Annotated in this window: 15 protein-coding genes and 1 other annotated feature; of the genes, 4 read left to right on the forward strand and 11 right to left on the reverse strand. The window is 54.7% G+C overall.

Translation table 11 applies throughout. From position 1 onward, the window contains the following. Positions 1 to 44: 44 nt before the first annotated feature. Positions 45 to 1,958, reverse strand: a complete 1,914-nt coding sequence (gene dnaK / locus AC4OVS_RS18865) for a molecular chaperone DnaK (protein ID WP_006810169.1) — start codon at positions 1,956 to 1,958, stop codon at positions 45 to 47. Positions 1,959 to 2,254: 296 nt separating this feature from the next. On the opposite strand from dnaK, the gene satP reads away from it, so the two are divergent. After that, complete coding sequence (gene satP / locus AC4OVS_RS18870; RefSeq protein ID WP_022647004.1) at positions 2,255 to 2,821, forward strand: acetate uptake transporter; 567 nt, start codon at positions 2,255 to 2,257, stop codon at positions 2,819 to 2,821. On the opposite strand, the gene AC4OVS_RS18875 is transcribed toward satP, so the two are convergent. The 3 genes from AC4OVS_RS18875 to tal all read right to left on the reverse strand — a co-directional run bounded on the left by AC4OVS_RS18875 (position 2,798) and on the right by tal (position 5,894). Next, positions 2,798 to 4,120, reverse strand: a complete 1,323-nt coding sequence (locus AC4OVS_RS18875; RefSeq protein WP_023305417.1) for an MFS transporter — start codon at positions 4,118 to 4,120, stop codon at positions 2,798 to 2,800. The genes satP and AC4OVS_RS18875 overlap by 24 nt on opposite strands. Before the next feature lie 122 nt (positions 4,121 to 4,242). Next, entirely contained in the window at positions 4,243 to 4,830 is a 588-nt protein-coding gene (gene mog / locus AC4OVS_RS18880; RefSeq protein WP_003856479.1) for a molybdopterin adenylyltransferase, read from the reverse strand. A gap of 110 nt (positions 4,831 to 4,940) precedes the next feature. Further along, on the reverse strand, positions 4,941 to 5,894 hold the full coding sequence (gene tal / locus AC4OVS_RS18885; RefSeq protein ID WP_003856481.1) for a transaldolase: 954 nt from the start codon (positions 5,892 to 5,894) through the stop codon (positions 4,941 to 4,943). A gap of 262 nt (positions 5,895 to 6,156) precedes the next feature. Here tal and AC4OVS_RS18890 point away from each other — a divergent pair, with 262 nt between their 5' ends. Then, entirely contained in the window at positions 6,157 to 7,590 is a 1,434-nt protein-coding gene (locus AC4OVS_RS18890) for an alanine/glycine:cation symporter family protein (protein ID WP_023299289.1), read from the forward strand. A gap of 66 nt (positions 7,591 to 7,656) precedes the next feature. Continuing rightward, positions 7,657 to 8,430, forward strand: coding sequence for a peroxide stress protein YaaA (gene yaaA, locus AC4OVS_RS18895; RefSeq protein WP_023299288.1), 774 nt, complete (start codon positions 7,657 to 7,659; stop codon positions 8,428 to 8,430). A gap of 31 nt (positions 8,431 to 8,461) precedes the next feature. Here yaaA and AC4OVS_RS18900 read toward each other — a convergent pair whose 3' ends face one another. The 7 genes from AC4OVS_RS18900 to yjjY form a co-directional block, all read right to left on the reverse strand. Beyond that, positions 8,462 to 8,749, reverse strand: coding sequence for a DUF2502 domain-containing protein (locus AC4OVS_RS18900; protein ID WP_022646999.1), 288 nt, complete (start codon positions 8,747 to 8,749; stop codon positions 8,462 to 8,464). A 248-nt stretch (positions 8,750 to 8,997) separates the two neighbouring features. Then, positions 8,998 to 10,284 (reverse strand): threonine synthase, encoded by a 1,287-nt coding sequence (thrC, locus tag AC4OVS_RS18905; RefSeq protein ID WP_003856490.1) that lies wholly within the window; start codon positions 10,282 to 10,284, stop codon positions 8,998 to 9,000. Between the two features lie 3 nt (positions 10,285 to 10,287). After that, entirely contained in the window at positions 10,288 to 11,217 is a 930-nt protein-coding gene (gene thrB / locus AC4OVS_RS18910) for a homoserine kinase (protein ID WP_023299286.1), read from the reverse strand. 1 nt (position 11,218) lies between these two features. Further along, entirely contained in the window at positions 11,219 to 13,681 is a 2,463-nt protein-coding gene (thrA, locus tag AC4OVS_RS18915; protein ID WP_023305415.1) for a bifunctional aspartate kinase/homoserine dehydrogenase I, read from the reverse strand. A gap of 24 nt (positions 13,682 to 13,705) precedes the next feature. Then, positions 13,706 to 13,823, reverse strand: a sequence feature (Thr leader region). Then, positions 13,762 to 13,830: a thr operon leader peptide gene (gene thrL, locus AC4OVS_RS18920; protein WP_015572623.1), complete on the reverse strand. Its 69-nt coding sequence runs from the start codon at positions 13,828 to 13,830 to the stop codon at positions 13,762 to 13,764. Its footprint overlaps the feature before it by 62 nt. A gap of 211 nt (positions 13,831 to 14,041) precedes the next feature. Beyond that, positions 14,042 to 14,728 (reverse strand): tRNA/rRNA methyltransferase, encoded by a 687-nt coding sequence (locus tag AC4OVS_RS18925; protein WP_022646996.1) that lies wholly within the window; start codon positions 14,726 to 14,728, stop codon positions 14,042 to 14,044. A 399-nt stretch (positions 14,729 to 15,127) separates the two neighbouring features. Then, positions 15,128 to 15,268, reverse strand: coding sequence for a YjjY family protein (gene yjjY / locus AC4OVS_RS18930; protein WP_001541509.1), 141 nt, complete (start codon positions 15,266 to 15,268; stop codon positions 15,128 to 15,130). 95 nt (positions 15,269 to 15,363) lie between these two features. Between yjjY and arcA the strand changes: the two genes are divergently transcribed. Beyond that, the gene (gene arcA, locus AC4OVS_RS18935; protein WP_003856501.1) at positions 15,364 to 16,080 is read left to right on the forward strand and encodes a two-component system response regulator ArcA; all 717 of its coding nucleotides are present in this window, start codon (positions 15,364 to 15,366) and stop codon (positions 16,078 to 16,080) included. Positions 16,081 to 16,099: the final 19 nt, after the last annotated feature.

A 16,099-nucleotide genomic window follows, 5' to 3' on the forward strand; every position in this document is an offset into this window, starting at 1 on the left:
ATACTCCTACGCCCGTGCCGATTAATTACCCTGCATCAGGGCGATTATTTTTTATCTTTCACTTCTTCGAACTCAGCGTCGACAACATCGTCGTCTTTCGCGTTGTTCTGGGAAGCATCAGCGCCCGCCTGCTGCTGTGCGTGCTGCTGCTGAGCGATTTCCATCAGCTTCTGAGAAACCTGTGCCAGCTCCTGCATCTTCGCTTCAATGTCCGCTTTGTCTTCGCCTTTCAGAGACGTTTCCAGCGCGCTCAGTGCAGTTTCGATCGCAGTTTTGTCTTCCGCTGGTAGTTTATCGCCCGCTTCTTCAACCTGCTTACGGGTGCTGTGCAGCAGATGGTCACCCTGGTTACGGGTCTGAACCAGCTCTTCGAACTTACGGTCGGATTCCGCGTTAGCTTCGGCATCACGAACCATTTTTTCGATTTCCGCTTCGTTCAGGCCAGAAGATGCCTTGATGGTGATCTTCTGCTCTTTACCGCTGTTTTTGTCTTTCGCAGACACGTGCAGGATACCGTCAGCATCGATGTCGAAGGTGACTTCGATCTGTGGCATGCCGCGTGGTGCCGGGTTAATACCGTCCAGGTTGAACTGACCCAGAGATTTGTTATCCGCCGCACGCTTACGCTCACCCTGAATCACATGGATGGTTACCGCAGACTGGTTGTCTTCAGCGGTGGAGAACACCTGGCTGTGTTTCGTCGGGATAGTAGTGTTTTTGTTGATGAGCGGAGTCATCACGCCACCCATGGTTTCGATACCCAGTGACAGCGGAGTAACATCCAGCAGCAGTACGTCTTTCACTTCACCCGTCAGAACACCACCCTGAACCGCAGCACCGATAGCAACCGCTTCGTCCGGGTTCACGTCTTTACGTGGCTCTTTACCAAAGAATTCAGCAACTTTCTTCTGAACCATTGGCATACGGGTCTGACCACCTACCAGGATAACGTCCTGAATATCAGACACGGACAGGCCAGCGTCCTGCAATGCAACTTTCAGCGGCTCGATAGAACGGTTCACCAGGTCTTCTACCAGGCTTTCCAGTTTCGCACGGGTCACTTTGATGTTCATGTGTTTTGGACCGGTCGCGTCTGCGGTGATGTACGGCAGGTTCACGTCGGTCTGCTGAGCGGAAGACAGTTCGATCTTCGCTTTCTCAGCGGCTTCTTTCAGGCGCTGCATGGCCAGCGGGTCGTTACGCAGGTCAATGCCCTGATCTTTCTTAAACTCGTCAACGAGGTAGTTGATCAGACGGGTATCGAAGTCTTCACCACCCAGGTGGGTATCACCATTGGTTGCCAGAACTTCGAAGGTTTTTTCGCCGTCAACGTCGTCGATTTCGATAATAGAGATATCGAAGGTACCACCACCCAGGTCGTAAACCGCGATAGTACGGTTACCAACTTCTTTATCCAGACCGTAAGCCAGTGCTGCTGCGGTTGGTTCGTTGATGATACGTTTTACTTCCAGACCTGCGATACGGCCAGCATCTTTGGTTGCCTGACGCTGAGCATCGTTGAAGTAAGCAGGTACGGTGATAACAGCTTCAGTTACCGGTTCACCCAGGTAATCTTCCGCGGTTTTCTTCATTTTCTTCAGCACTTCAGCAGAGATCTGCGGAGGTGCAGTTTTGGTGCCTTTCACATCAAGCCATGCATCGCCGTTATCGGCTGCGATGATTTTGTAAGGCATGATGGAAACGTCACGCTGAACTTCTTCGTCCTGGAAGCGGCGGCCAATCAGGCGTTTGATCGCAAACAGGGTGTTTTGCGGGTTTGTCACTGCCTGACGTTTAGCCGGCTGACCAACCAGAGTTTCACCATCCTGGGTATAAGCAATGATAGAAGGCGTGGTGCGATCGCCCTCGGCGTTCTCCAGCACACGTGCAGTAGTGCCATCCATAATCGCTACACAAGAGTTGGTAGTACCCAGGTCGATACCAATAATTTTACCCATCTAAACGTCTCCACTAAAAATTCAGTCAACATGTGGTTGTGTACCTGTAATAAGGGCAGAACGTGCTTTTTCAACTGCCCAGATTTGATTTTTTTCAGGTCCACACACTGCGGTTGCTTACAAGATGGGGTCACAACGGCATCCATCAAGGGGGAAGGATAAAAAATTTTTTAATTTCACCCCGATGAGATCATAGACGGCGCCGATGCCGCCCATTATGATGCCGCGCCCCGTCAGGGAGAACTGGCGCGGGTTTAACCATTTCACCATATTAATGATGATTTTTTTGAGGACTTATGGGCAACACTAAGTTGGCTAATCCGGCTCCGCTGGGCCTGATGGGTTTTGGCATGACCACCATTCTGCTGAACCTGCACAACATCGGGATGTTCCCGATGGACGGCGTAATCCTGGCGATGGGTATTTTTTACGGCGGTATCGCGCAAATTTTCGCGGGCCTGCTGGAATATAAGAAAGGCAATACCTTCGGCTTAACCGCCTTTACCTCTTACGGTTCGTTCTGGCTGACGCTGGTCGCCATTCTGCTGATGCCTAAAATGGGCCTGGCAGATGCTTCAAACGCCCATTTCCTGGGCGTGTACCTGGGACTGTGGGGCGTGTTCACCCTGTTCATGTTCTTCGGCACCCTGAAGGCGAACCGCGCGCTGCAATTCGTCTTCCTGAGCCTGACCGTGCTGTTCGCTCTGCTTGCCGCGGGTCACCTGGCGGATAACGAAGGCATCGTTCACGTTGCCGGCTGGGTCGGTCTGGTGTGCGGCGCAAGCGCTATCTACCTGGCAATGGGTGAAGTGCTGAACGAGCAGTTCGGCCGCACCGTATTACCGATTGGTGAAAAACACTGATCCCTCTGTCGTGCCCGCGTCGCGGGCACGACATCCCTCTGACTGGCGAAGCCACATCCCCAATACCAGCCCCATCAGCGATAACGCCAGCACGTACCATGCAGGTGCAAGGGGTGACAGCCCCATCAACACCGTGACCACAATCGGGGTCAGCCCACCGAAAATGGCATACGAGACGTTATAAGAGAAAGAGATGCCGGTGAAGCGTACCTCCGGCGGGAAGGCGCGGACCATTACGTACGGTACGGCGCCAACGACGCCCACGCACAGCCCGACGATGCCGTACAGCAGGAACAACTGTTCAGGATGGCTGCCCGCAAGATGGTAGAATGCCCAGCTCGACGCGGCCAGCAGCAGGCTGCCGACAATAAAGGTCACGCTGGCACCGAAACGATCCGCCGCCAGTCCCGCGGCCAGACAGCCAAAGCAGAGCATAATTGTCGCGATACTGTTCGCCTGTAACGTCACAGCAGGCGCAAAACCGTACTGTTTTTGCAGCCAGACCGGCGACATCAAAATGACCACCACGATACCCGCAGACAGCAGCCAGGTCAGAAGCATCGACACGACTACCGCTTTTTTATGCCGCACTACTACGGTTTTTACCGGCAATTCTTGCGCCAGCGCCTTCCGCTGCTGCATTTCCAGAAATACTGGCGTCTCCTGCAACCAACGTCGCAGGTACATTGCCACCAGCCCAAACGCCCCGCCCAGCAGGAACGGGATACGCCAGCCCCAGTCGTGAACGGCCTGTTGCGTCATGCTGGTATTGATGATGGTTGCAACCACGGAGCCAAGCAGGATCCCAATCGTCAGCCCTGCGGTCAGCGTTCCGCACGCAATGCCGATGCGGCGCACCGGGACGTGCTCAGCGACAAACACCCACGCGCCCGGCACTTCCCCGCCGATGGCCGCGCCCTGGAGAATACGCATCAGCAGCAGCAATAACGGGGCGATAATGCCCATCGACTCATAGGTAGGCAAAAGGCCAATCGCCAGCGTCGGCACGGCCATCAGCAGGATGCTGAGGGTAAACATCTTCTTGCGCCCAACCAGATCGCCAAAGTGCGCCATAACAATGCCGCCCAGCGGACGCGCCAGATACCCGGCAGCGAAAATGCCGAAGGTTTGCACCTGACGCAGCCATTCAGGAATATCCGCCGGGAAAAACAGCGCCCCCACGACGGCGGCGAAGAAGACAAAGATGATGAAGTCGTAAAACTCCAGCGCGCCGCCCAGAGCAGCGAGCGTGAGGGTTTTGTAGTCCTGTCGATTCAGAGGTCGGGTGTTATGTGACATAGCGAACCATTGTGCATGTGTTGTGGATTATTTTTTACAGCAATCGTAAAGAAAAAATTACTATATCGTAAATCCATTTACACGCTACTGCGGCTGGCGCTAATGTCACATTTAAAGCATTTTCAGGAGATTGTTTCGCGGCGAGCGCTTTTAGGGCGAAATGCTGCTACCACATTGCCGTCAGTTTCCACGTACGGACCGTCAAGCAGTTGTATACAATACGGTACACTTGCAAAGATACCGTGGACGATAACGCTCCCGTCTTCGGCTTTTACTCCTTCCAGCGTTTCTTTTATCGACTTCGGCTGCCCCGGCAGGTTCAGGATCAGCGCCTGTTTGCGGATCACCCCGACCTGACGGGAAAGAATGGCCGTCGGGACAAAGTGTAGACTGATCTGGCGCATCTGTTCACCGAAGCCCGGCATTTCACGATCGGCGATAGCCAGCGTCGCGTCCGGCGTTACATCGCGGCGCGCGGGGCCGGTTCCGCCCGTCGTCAGCACAAGGTGGCAGCTCATCTCATCCACCAGCTCACACAGGGTCTGCTCGATGATCGGCTGCTCGTCCGGGATCAGGCGAGTCTGGATCTCAAACGGGGTAGTGAGCGCGCTGCCCAGCCACGCTTCCAGAGCAGGGATGCCTTTATCCTGATAAACACCGCTGGAGGCGCGGTCAGAAATCGACACTAAGCCGATGCGTAAGGTATTCATATCCATTCCATTCAAAAAGTACTGATTAAAGGGAATGATACACGCAGAGAGAAAATTCAGACAGAGGCGGGGGAAAGAGGCGTGACCGGGAACCCGGTCACGCAGAATGATTACAGCAGGTCGCCGATCATTTTTTCCAGTTTTTCCTGGTCGATAGCAAACTTACGGATACCGTCCGCCAGTTTATCTACGGCCATTGGATCCTGGTTGTGCTGCCACAGGAACTCGGACTCGGTGATGCGCTCTGGGCGCGCTTTCACTTCACCGGTGTAGGACAGTTTACGCTCGATAGCTCCTTCGCTTTCTGCCAGCTCTTTCAGCAGCGCAGGGGCGATGGTCAGGCGGTCACAGCCAGCCAGCTCAATGATTTCACCGACGTTACGGAAGCTTGCGCCCATAACAACGGTCTCATAGCCGTGCTGTTTGTAGTATTCGTAGATTTCTGTCACGGAAATCACGCCTGGATCTTCAGACGCCGCATACTCTTTCTTGTCGGTGTTGGCTTTGTACCAGTCCAGAATACGGCCCACAAACGGAGAAATCAGGTATACGCCAGCTTCGGCACATGCACGCGCCTGTGCGAAGGAGAACAGCAGAGTCAGGTTACAGTTGATCCCTTCTTTTTCCAGCTGTTCAGCGGCGCGAATGCCCTGCCAGGTAGAGGCCAGTTTGATCAGGATACGGTCGTTGCTGATGCCCGCATCGTTGTACAGTTTGATCAGGCGTTTTGCTTTGGCAATAGACGCTTCGGTGTCGTAGGACAGGCGAGCATCAACTTCAGTAGAGATACGGCCAGGAACGAGCTTCAGGATTTCCAGACCGATGTTTACTGCCAGTTTGTCAGTCGCATCTACAACCTGCTGCGCGCGGTCATTGCTCTGTGCTTTTGCCCAGGTCACCGCCTCGTCGATCAGTTTGCGATACTCAGGGATCTGCGCGGCGTTAAGGATCAGAGAAGGGTTGGTTGTAGCATCCTGCGGCTGGTACAGCTTCATTGCCGCAATATCTCCGGTGTCAGCGACGACAGTGGTGAACTGACGAAGGGAGGTCAATTTATCCGTCATGATAGTGTTTCTCTTTTAACGTTCCCTGGATAATTCACACTACCGACAGCCTGCCAGCAGCGGAAAAATGACAGGTTTACTTGTTAGGGGGATGTAACCGGTCTGCCCTGATGATAACACGAGTGAGAGGCAGCGCAACCGCAGACAGTGCGCTTAGGCAGAGTATGATAAACTCAGAATATTAACAGGCTGCTAAGTAACAGCATGCACAATCAGTGGTAGCGCTTACATATTCACGTTGGCATCAACAAGAGGGACGTTAGTGCCTGATTTCTTTTTCTTTATTAACGAAGTCCTCTGGGGTTCTATCATGATATACCTGCTTTCAGGAGCAGGTATCTGGTTTACGTGGCGCAGCGGACTGATTCAGTTTCGCTATATTCGCAAATTTGGCAGAAGTCTGAAAAACAGCGTCACACCACAGCCGGGCGGCCTGACCTCATTTCAGGCGCTCTGTACCAGCCTGGCCGCGCGCGTCGGCAGCGGTAACCTGGCCGGTGTCGCGCTGGCAATCGGCGCGGGCGGTCCGGGCGCGGTATTCTGGATGTGGGTGACGGCGATTATCGGTATGGCCACCTCCTTTGCTGAATGCTCGCTTGCGCAGCTCTACAAAGAAAAAGACGGCAACGGTCAATTTCGCGGCGGCCCCGCCTGGTATATGGCTCGCGGACTGGGAATGCGCTGGATGGGCGTCCTGTTCTCAATCTTTTTACTGATGGCCTATGGTCTTATTTTCAATACCGTTCAGGCTAATTCCGTCGCCCACGCGCTGCGCTTTGCCTTCAATTGTCCGGAGTGGCTGACGGGCAGCGCGCTTGCCCTTCTCACCCTGCTGACCATTGTGACCGGGCTGAGAGGGGTAGCCCGCCTGATGCAGTGGCTGGTTCCGCTGATGGCGCTGCTGTGGGTGTCAACCAGCCTGTTGGTATGCGCGATACATATCGACGAAGTGCCGAACGTCATCGTCACCATTTTCCAAAGCGCGTTCGGCTGGCGCGAAGCGGCTTCCGGCGCGCTGGGTTACACCCTTAGCCAGGCTCTCACTGCGGGTTTTCAGCGAGGCATGTTCTCCAACGAAGCGGGAATGGGCTCCACGCCGAATGCCGCCGCAGCGGCCGCATCCTGGCCCCCGCATCCCGCCGCGCAGGGCATTGTACAGATGATAGGCGTCTTCACAGACACCATTGTTATCTGCTCCGCCAGTGCGATGATAATGTTGCTGTCCGGCGCCGTTGAACATCCATCCGGCAGTACAGCAGGCATTCACTGGGTACAACAGGCGCTGGTCTCACTCGTCGGCGGTTGGGGCGCAGGCCTTGTCGCCCTTGTCGTGGGGCTTTTTGCCTTCAGTTCTATTGTGGTGAACTATATCTATGCCGAGAACAACCTTATTTTCCTGAAAGTTGACTCGCGTCTGGCCCGCAACATCCTTCGCGCGGGTGTGCTGGCGATGGTATTTGTCGGTTGCCTGCTCAGCATGCCGATGATCTGGCAACTGGCGGATGTCATTATGGCGCTGATGGCCATCACCAATTTGACGGCAATTTTGCTTCTTTCACCGGTTGTAGCGCTGATCGCGCGCGATTATCTGCGTCAGCGCAAGCTCGGCGTACAGCCCGTTTTTGACGCCTCACGCTATCCCGAAATCGAATCACAAATTGCCCCTGGCACCTGGGATGATTTGCCGCGGCAATAACAGCTATCGATCAATTCAGGGCGATTTTTTGTTAAAGTCGCTCTAAATTTCCTGCAAGGACTGGATATGCTGATTCTGATTTCACCTGCCAAAACGCTCGACTACCAGAGCCCGCTCGCCACTGAGCGTTATACCCAGCCGGAATTGCTGGACTACTCGCAACAGCTGATCCACGAGGCGCGTAAGCTTTCGGCTCCGCAAATCGCTTCGCTGATGAGCATCAGTGATAAACTCGCCGACCTGAACGCCACCCGTTTTCACGAGTGGCAGCCTGACTTCACGCCCGCTAACGCCCGCCAGGCGCTGTTGGCCTTCAAAGGTGACGTCTACACTGGCCTGCAAGCAGAAACGTTTAGCGAAGCCGATTTCGATTTTGCCCAGCAGCATCTGCGCATGTTATCCGGCCTGTACGGGGTGCTGCGCCCGCTGGATCTGATGCAGCCATATCGTCTGGAGATGGGTATCCGCCTGGAAAACGCCAAAGGCAAAGATTTGTACCAGTTCTGGGGCGATGTCATTACCGATAAGCTTAACGCGGCGCTGCAAGCCCAGGGGGACAACGTGGTGATCAACCTGGCCTCCGATGAGTACTTCAAATCGGTGAAGCCGAAAAAGCTGAATGCGGACATTATCAAGCCGGTGTTCCTCGACGAGAAAAACGGCAAATTTAAAGTGATCAGCTTCTACGCCAAAAAAGCGCGCGGTCTGATGAGCCGCTTCATCATTCAAAACCGCCTGACGAAGCCAGAGCAGCTCACTGGCTTTAACAGTGAAGGGTATTTCTTCGACGAGGCATCGTCAGGAAAAAACGAGCTGGTGTTTAAGCGTCACGAGCAATAAAAGACAACCCCGCCAGCTGGCGGGGTTTGTGTTAATGGTGCTTCCGGTCCGGCCCCGGGCGATGATCGTCATGACGGTGATGATCGTGACGATCGCGATGTTCATCGTGCGGACGCCAGTGGTTATCGCGCCAGTCATAGTGCGCTTTCCACCAGTCATGGTCGCGCCAGCGGCCGCCATCCCAGTAGTGTCCGTTATTATCCCGATCGCCAATTTGCAGTTTTACCGCAGGGACGAGGGTGATCTCAGCTGCCTGCACCGCCATGGGAGCGACCAGCATCAGTGAAAGCGCGATAAGTGCAGGTTTCAGTGTAGACATAGGTGACTCCTTATTCTTCTTGCCCAACGTGGGCCGATGTAAGGAGAGTACGTGATGGGAACGGTGGATGTTATTCTCTGCAATCCTAAACCCTAAGTAACCGCATTTATTGGGAATTTCTGCTTTTTTCCTGCTGTTTTTCTCCTTATTTTCTCCATAAAAAAGCCGGGTGGCGGCTTCGCCTTACCCGGCCTACTTTCTGAAATGTTCCAGGCCCGGTAAGGCGTAGCCGCCACCGGGCAATAAACTCACGCTCGGGTCATCATCAGCTTACGCAGTGCGGCAAAGTCTGCGGGCAGCTCATGGGACAGCAACGGCAGGTCGGCGCGCTCGGCCAGCTCTTTTGGCAGCGGCAGCGTTTCACCCAGGATCGCTTCCACGCTCTCTTTGAACTTGGCCGGATGGGCGGTACCGAGGAACAGGCCATACTCACCCGGTTGAAGCTGATCGCGCAGGGCACGATAGGCAATCGCCGCGTGCGGCTCAGAGGTATAGCCCACCGCTTTCAGCTCGCGCATGGTGGCTTTCGTGGTTTCGTCCGTCACCGCTGCGTAGCCCAGGTCGCCCAGACGCCAGACCTTACGGCGGAACAGCTCTTCCACACGCGGCCAGTTGTTAGGCTGTGACACATCCATCGCATTGGAGAGCGTGGCTTGCGTCGCGTTCGGCGCCCATTTTCCGTCCTTCAGGAAACGCGGCACGGTGTCGTTGGCGTTGGTAGCGGCGATAAAGCGCTTCACCGGCAGGCCGAGTGATTTCGCCAGCAGGCCCGCCGTCAGATCGCCGAAGTTCCCGCTTGGCACAGAAACTACCAGCTGATTGCGCGCGTCCTGCGGCAGCTGGGCCACCGCTTCGAAGTAGTAGCAGATCTGCGCCAGCAGACGGCTGATGTTGATGGAGTTGGCAGAGTTCAGCCCCAGCGCCGCCTTCAGCTCTTCGTCATCAAAGGCCTGCTTCACCAGCGCCTGGCAGGCATCGAAATCGCCGTCGATCGCCACGGTTTCAATGTTGCCCCCAAGAGTGCAGAACAGTTTTTCCTGAAGCGGGCTGATTTTGCCTTTCGGATAGAGGATCACCACGCGGACGTTTTTCAGGCCGTAGAACGCATGAGCCACCGCCGCACCGGTATCACCTGAGGTCGCGGTCAGGATGGTCACCGGTTTGTCGCCGCTGATGTGGGTCAGCATCTGCGCCATAAAGCGACCGCCGAAATCTTTGAACGCCAGCGTCGGGCCGTGGAACAGCTCCAGACAGCCAACGTCAGGCTCCACCTGCTTCACCGGGGCCGGGAAAGCAAACGCCGCGCGCACGCGCTCTTCGAGCAGCTCCTGCGGGATTTCGTCGCCAATAAACGCAGACAGAATTTTGGTGCTGCGGGTGACAAAGTCCTGCTTAAGCAGTTCATCGATTTCAGTCAGTTGAAATTCCGGCAGGTCGTGGGGGAAGAACAGCCCCTGATTTTTGCCCAAACCCTGCGTTACCGCCTGCGCAAAGCTGACCTGCTCGTTATGATCTTTAAGGTTGTAGAGTTTCATTCGTTATCCCAGTACTCGTGCGCCAGCCGTGTCCAGACGGCAAATATGAACAAAGCCTTCCTGATTTTGCAGGTAGTGTTTAGAGAGCCAGTCCGCCACGCGCTGCGCGGTGTCTGGCTTGTCGCATAAGGCGAACAGCGTTGGGCCGGAGCCGGAGATGCCGCACGCCTGTGCGCCGATATCCATGGATGCCTGTCGCGCTTCGTTAAAGCCCGGCAGCAGCTTCGTGCGATACGGCTCGGCAATAACGTCTTTCATCAGTTTCGCCGCCAGCTGCGGCTGTCGGGTATAGCAGGCATGAATAAAGCCCGCCAGATGACGCCCGTGGGCGATACAGTCCTGACGACGATACTGCGCCGGCAGGATCGCACGCGCTTCGGCGGTAGAAACCTTAATGCCCGGATAGGCAAGCACCCACAGCCACTCATCAAACCCTGGCACCTGCTGGCTGATGATGCCATTTTCTTCAATCATCAGCTGCATGCCGCCAAGGAAGCACGGCGCCACGTTATCATAATGAATGCTGCCGGAGATGCGCCCTTCCAGCTCGCCCATCAGCGCCAGCAGGCGGCTGTTGTTCAGCGGCTTGCCGCAGTGCTCATTCATCGCCACCAGCGCGGCGACCACCGAGCAGGCGCTGGAGCCGAGTCCCGAACCAATCGGCATGCTCTTTTCCAGCGTCATGGCGACCGGCACGTTTTTACCGATCTCCTGACAGAAGCGTTCCCAGCACTGATAAACGATATTCTCACGCGGTTCAGGCGGCAGCTTGCTGGCAAAACGGCCGACGTTATTCAGGCTGAAGCGCTCTGCCGCCTCAACCGTTACCGTATCGCCCAGCAGCGAACCATCCACCGGCGTAACCGCCGCGCCCAGCACGTCAAATCCGACGCTCATATTGGCGCTGGAAGCCGGGGCATATACTTTAACCATCTTAAACTCCTAACTTCCATGACAGGGTACGCAGCAGATCGGCAAACACGCCCGCCGCCGTCACATCATTCCCTGCGCCATAGCCGCGAAGTACCAGCGGCAGTGGCTGATAATAATGGCTGTAGAACGCCAGGGCGTTCTCGCCGTTTTTCACCTTGTACAGCGGATCGTTGCCATCCACTTCGGCAATCTTCACGCGGCAGACGCCGTCTTCTTCAATATTGCCAACATAGCGCAATACCTTACCTTCATCACGGGCTTTCGCAACGCGGGCGGCAAAGGCGTCGTCAAGCTGCGGCAACCTGGCCATAAAAGCGCTGACGTCGCCGCTGTCATCAAATTCTGCTGGCAGCACCGGCTCAATCACGATATCCGAAAGCTCCAGCTCGCGGCCGGTTTCGCGCACCAGGATCAGCAGCTTACGCGCCACATCCATACCGGAGAGGTCGTCGCGCGGATCCGGCTCGGTGTAGCCCAGCTCGCGCGCGGCGCGGGTGGCTTCCGACAGGCTCATCCCTTCGTCCAGCTTGCCGAAGATAAACGACAGGGAGCCGGAGAGGATGCCGGAGAAACGCTGTAGTTCGTCGCCCGCGTTCAGCAGGTTTTGCAGGTTCTCGATGACCGGCAGGCCCGCGCCCACGTTGGTGTCATACAGAAACTTGCGGCGCGACTTGCTCGCCGCCAGACGCAGCTGGTGATAGTAATCCATCGACGAGGTGTTGGCCTTTTTGTTCGGCGTCACCACATGGAAACCTTCGCGCAGGAAATCCGCGTACTGATCGGCCACAGCCTGGCTGGAGGTACAGTCGACGATCACCGGGTTAAGCAGGTGATACTCTTTCACCAGACGGATCAGACGACCCAGGTTGAACGGCTCTTTCGCCTCTTCCAGTTCCGCCTGCCAGTTTTCCAGGTTCAGACCGTGGACGTTAGTCAGCAACGCTTTCGAGTTCGCAATTCCGCAGACGCGCAAATCGATATGTTTCTTCTTAAGCCACTCCTGCTGGCGCTTTACCTGCTCCAGCAGCGCGCCGCCGACGCCGCCGACGCCCACCAGGAACAGCTCAATCACCTGGTCGGTGTTGAACAGCATCTGATGCACCACGCGCACGCCGGTAGTGGCGTCATCGTTATCCACGACAACGGAAATTGAACGCTCTGATGAGCCCTGGGCAATCGCCACGATATTGATATTGGCCCGCGCCAGGGCGGCAAAGAATTTGGCGGAGATTCCGCGCAGGGTGCGCATGCCGTCGCCTACCACGGAGATCACGGCCAGACGCTCCTGAATAGAGAGCGGCTCCAGCAGCTCTTCTTTCAGCTCCAGGTAGAACTCTTCTTCCAGCGCGCGACGGGCGCGCAGGCAATCGCCCTGCGGGACGCAGAAGCTGATGCTGTATTCGGAAGAAGACTGCGTGATCAGCACCACGGAGATCCCGTTACGGGACATGGCCGCAAATACGCGTGCCGCCATGCCAACCATACCTTTCATACCCGGGCCAGAGACGCTGAACATCGCCATGTTATTAAGGTTCGAAATGCCTTTTACCGGCAGGTCATCTTCATCAGCGCTGGCGCCAATCAGCGTACCCGGCGCCTGCGGATTACCGGTATTTTTAATCAGGCAAGGGATCTGGAACTGGGCAATCGGGGAGATGGTACGTGGGTGAAGCACTTTGGCGCCGAAGTAGGAAAGCTCCATCGCTTCCTGGTACGACATCGACTTCAACAGCCTGGCGTCCGGCACCTGGCGCGGGTCACAGGTATATACACCATCAACGTCAGTCCAGATCTCACAACAGTCTGCACGTAAACAGGCCGCCAGCACGGCAGCGGAGTAGTCAGAGCCGTTACGCCCCAGCACCACCAGTTCGCCCTTCTCGTTACCGGCGGTGAAGCCTGCCATCAGGATCATGTGGTCAGACGGGATTTTGCTCGCCGCAATGCGGCGTGTCGACTCGGCAATGTCGACGGTGGATTCAAGGTAGTGTCCCACAGCCAGCAGTTTTTCAACCGGATCGATGACCGTCACGTGGTGACCGCGCGCTTCCAGCACGCCCGCCATGATGGCGATAGAGAGTTTTTCACCCCGGCAAATCAGCGCCGCGTTGATGCTGTCCGGGCATTGACCCAGCAGGCTGATACCGTGAAGGACGTGTTTAATTTGGGCAAATTCGAGTTCCACGGTGCTTTTCAGCTGCGCCAGCGGGAAGCCAGGCTGGGCGTCTGCCAGCCCCTGAAGCAGTTCAGCGAAGATACGTTCGGCGTCGCTGATGTTCGGAAGTGCATCCTGGCCACCGATGGTTTTTTCAATCATCGCCACCAGGTGGTTCGTGATTTTTGCCGGGGCAGAGAGCACGGTAGCAACCTGCCCCTGCCTGGCGTTACTTTCCAGGATATCGGCAACACGCAGAAAACGCTCTGCATTTGCCACTGATGTACCGCCGAACTTCAACACTCGCATGGTTCTACCTCATTTCCTTTAGCCGAAAAAAAAGCCCGCACTGTTCAGGTGCGGGCTTTTTTCTGTTTTTCCTGTACGCGTCAGCCCGCATCGTTACCTGTGGTAATGATGATGGTTGTAGTAATGGTGGTGATGCTGATGCGTTTCATGGATGTTGTGTACTCTGTCATTATTATCTGTCTGTGCTCTATTCTTTTAGGGTTAAAGGATCGGACACCTTAAGTCAATGAATTTTTAATTTGATCACAATTCGGGACATTCTCACGTCCCGCTGCGTGCAGATTTATTTTCATCGGAATACCCCAGATGCAACCCCAGACATCAGCAGGATCGGCCATAATAAAAACCTATGACACTATTTTACTCGGCTAATTTTTTTTCAATATCATGAAGCAATCGGTGCAGCATTGCCGTGTCGCGCTGTTCAAGACGCCCCAGGCGCTGCTGTAACCAGTCCACCATTTTTTGATCGTCAGCGACGCCCAGTTGCTCGAGAAGCTTATCTGCACGAATACGCAGCGCCGCCAGCTGGTTTTCATCCGTTACTGACGCTGGCGGCTGAGAAATTTGTATTAAGGATGCTAATTGATAGCAGTACACCATCACCGCCTGCCCCAGATTGAGTGACGGATAATCCGCCACCATCGGCGCGCCCGTCAGGACGTCAGCCAGTTCCAGTTCTTCGTTAGTCAGCCCGGAATCTTCTCGCCCAAACACCAGCGCGGCTTTCTCCAGCCACTGGCTTTTTTCTTCCAGTATTGGCACCAGTTCAGCAGGCGTGGCGTAATAATGAAACTTCGCCCGGCTGCGCGCGGTCGTCGCGACGGTAAACGAAATATCGTGCAGTGCCTCAGCGAGCGTAGCGTAAGTGGTTATATTATCGAGAATATCACCCGAACCGTGCGCCACCCATCGCGCAGCAGGCTCCAGATGCGCCGTGCTGTCTACGATACGCAAATCGGTAAAACCCATGGTCTTCATGGCACGCGCCGCAGCGCCAATATTTTCAGCTCTTGCTGGTGCCACCAGCACAATCGACAGATGCATTTATGCTCTCTTTTTAATCAGTTAGCAGGTAAAAATGTGATTCACTTCAACATATTACGCAGCACGAATTTACAATTTTGCAACACAAATCACCGAAATAGCGTTTCATAACAATTAAAAAAAGCTAAACTATTTTGTGGCTGAACAATCAGTTAGAATGTTAACAGAAGTCCATTATCCTTATGTTTTGTAATGATAATGACCTTATGAATACTCTTTTCCGATTGGATTCGTACCGTTTATCAATCAATGTCCGCAACTAGTTGGTTTATTGAAAAATTGTGACAAAGGCTAGCATTCAGCTACGATGATTTCATCAAACTGTTAACGTGCTACAATTGAACTTGATATATGTCAACGAAGCGTAGTTTTATTGGGTGTCCGGTGTCACTTAGCCTGTTATGTTGCTGTTAAAATGGTTAGGATGACAGCCGTTTTTGACACTGTCGGGTCCAAAGGGAAAGTACCCACGACCAAGCTAATGATGTTGTTGACGTTGATGGAAAGTGCATCAAGAACGCAATTACGTACTTTAGTCACGTTAAGCCGATCATGTTAATTTGCGACATGCATCAGGCAGGTCAGGGACTTTTGTACTTCCTGTTTCGATTTAGTTGGCAATTTAGGTAGCAAACATGCAGACCCCGCACATTCTTATCGTTGAAGACGAGTTGGTAACACGCAACACGTTAAAGAGCATTTTCGAAGCAGAAGGCTACGATGTCTTTGAAGCGACCGATGGCGCAGAGATGCATCAGATCCTTTCTGAAAATGATATCAACCTGGTGATTATGGATATCAATCTGCCGGGCAAAAACGGGCTTCTTCTGGCGCGCGAACTGCGTGAACAGGCGAACGTCGCGTTGATGTTCCTGACAGGCCGTGACAACGAGGTTGATAAAATTCTTGGTCTGGAAATCGGCGCGGATGACTACATCACCAAGCCGTTCAACCCTCGCGAGTTAACCATTCGTGCACGCAACCTGCTGTCCCGCACCATGAATCTGGGTACGGTCAGTGAAGAGCGTCGTAGCGTCGACAGCTACAAATTCAACGGCTGGGAACTTGATATCAATAGCCGTTCGCTGATTAGCCCGAACGGTGAGCAGTACAAACTGCCGCGCAGTGAATTCCGCGCGATGCTGCACTTCTGCGAAAACCCGGGCAAGATCCAGTCCCGTGCAGAACTGCTGAAGAAAATGACCGGTCGTGAGTTGAAGCCACACGATCGTACCGTTGACGTAACCATCCGTCGTATTCGTAAACATTTCGAATCTACGCCTGATACGCCGGAAATCATCGCCACGATCCATGGTGAAGGCTATCGTTTCTGCGGTGACCTCCAGGAGTAATCCTCCCGTCACGCAGTAA

The sequence above is a fragment of the Enterobacter sp. 4974935 genome, from assembly GCF_058661735.1.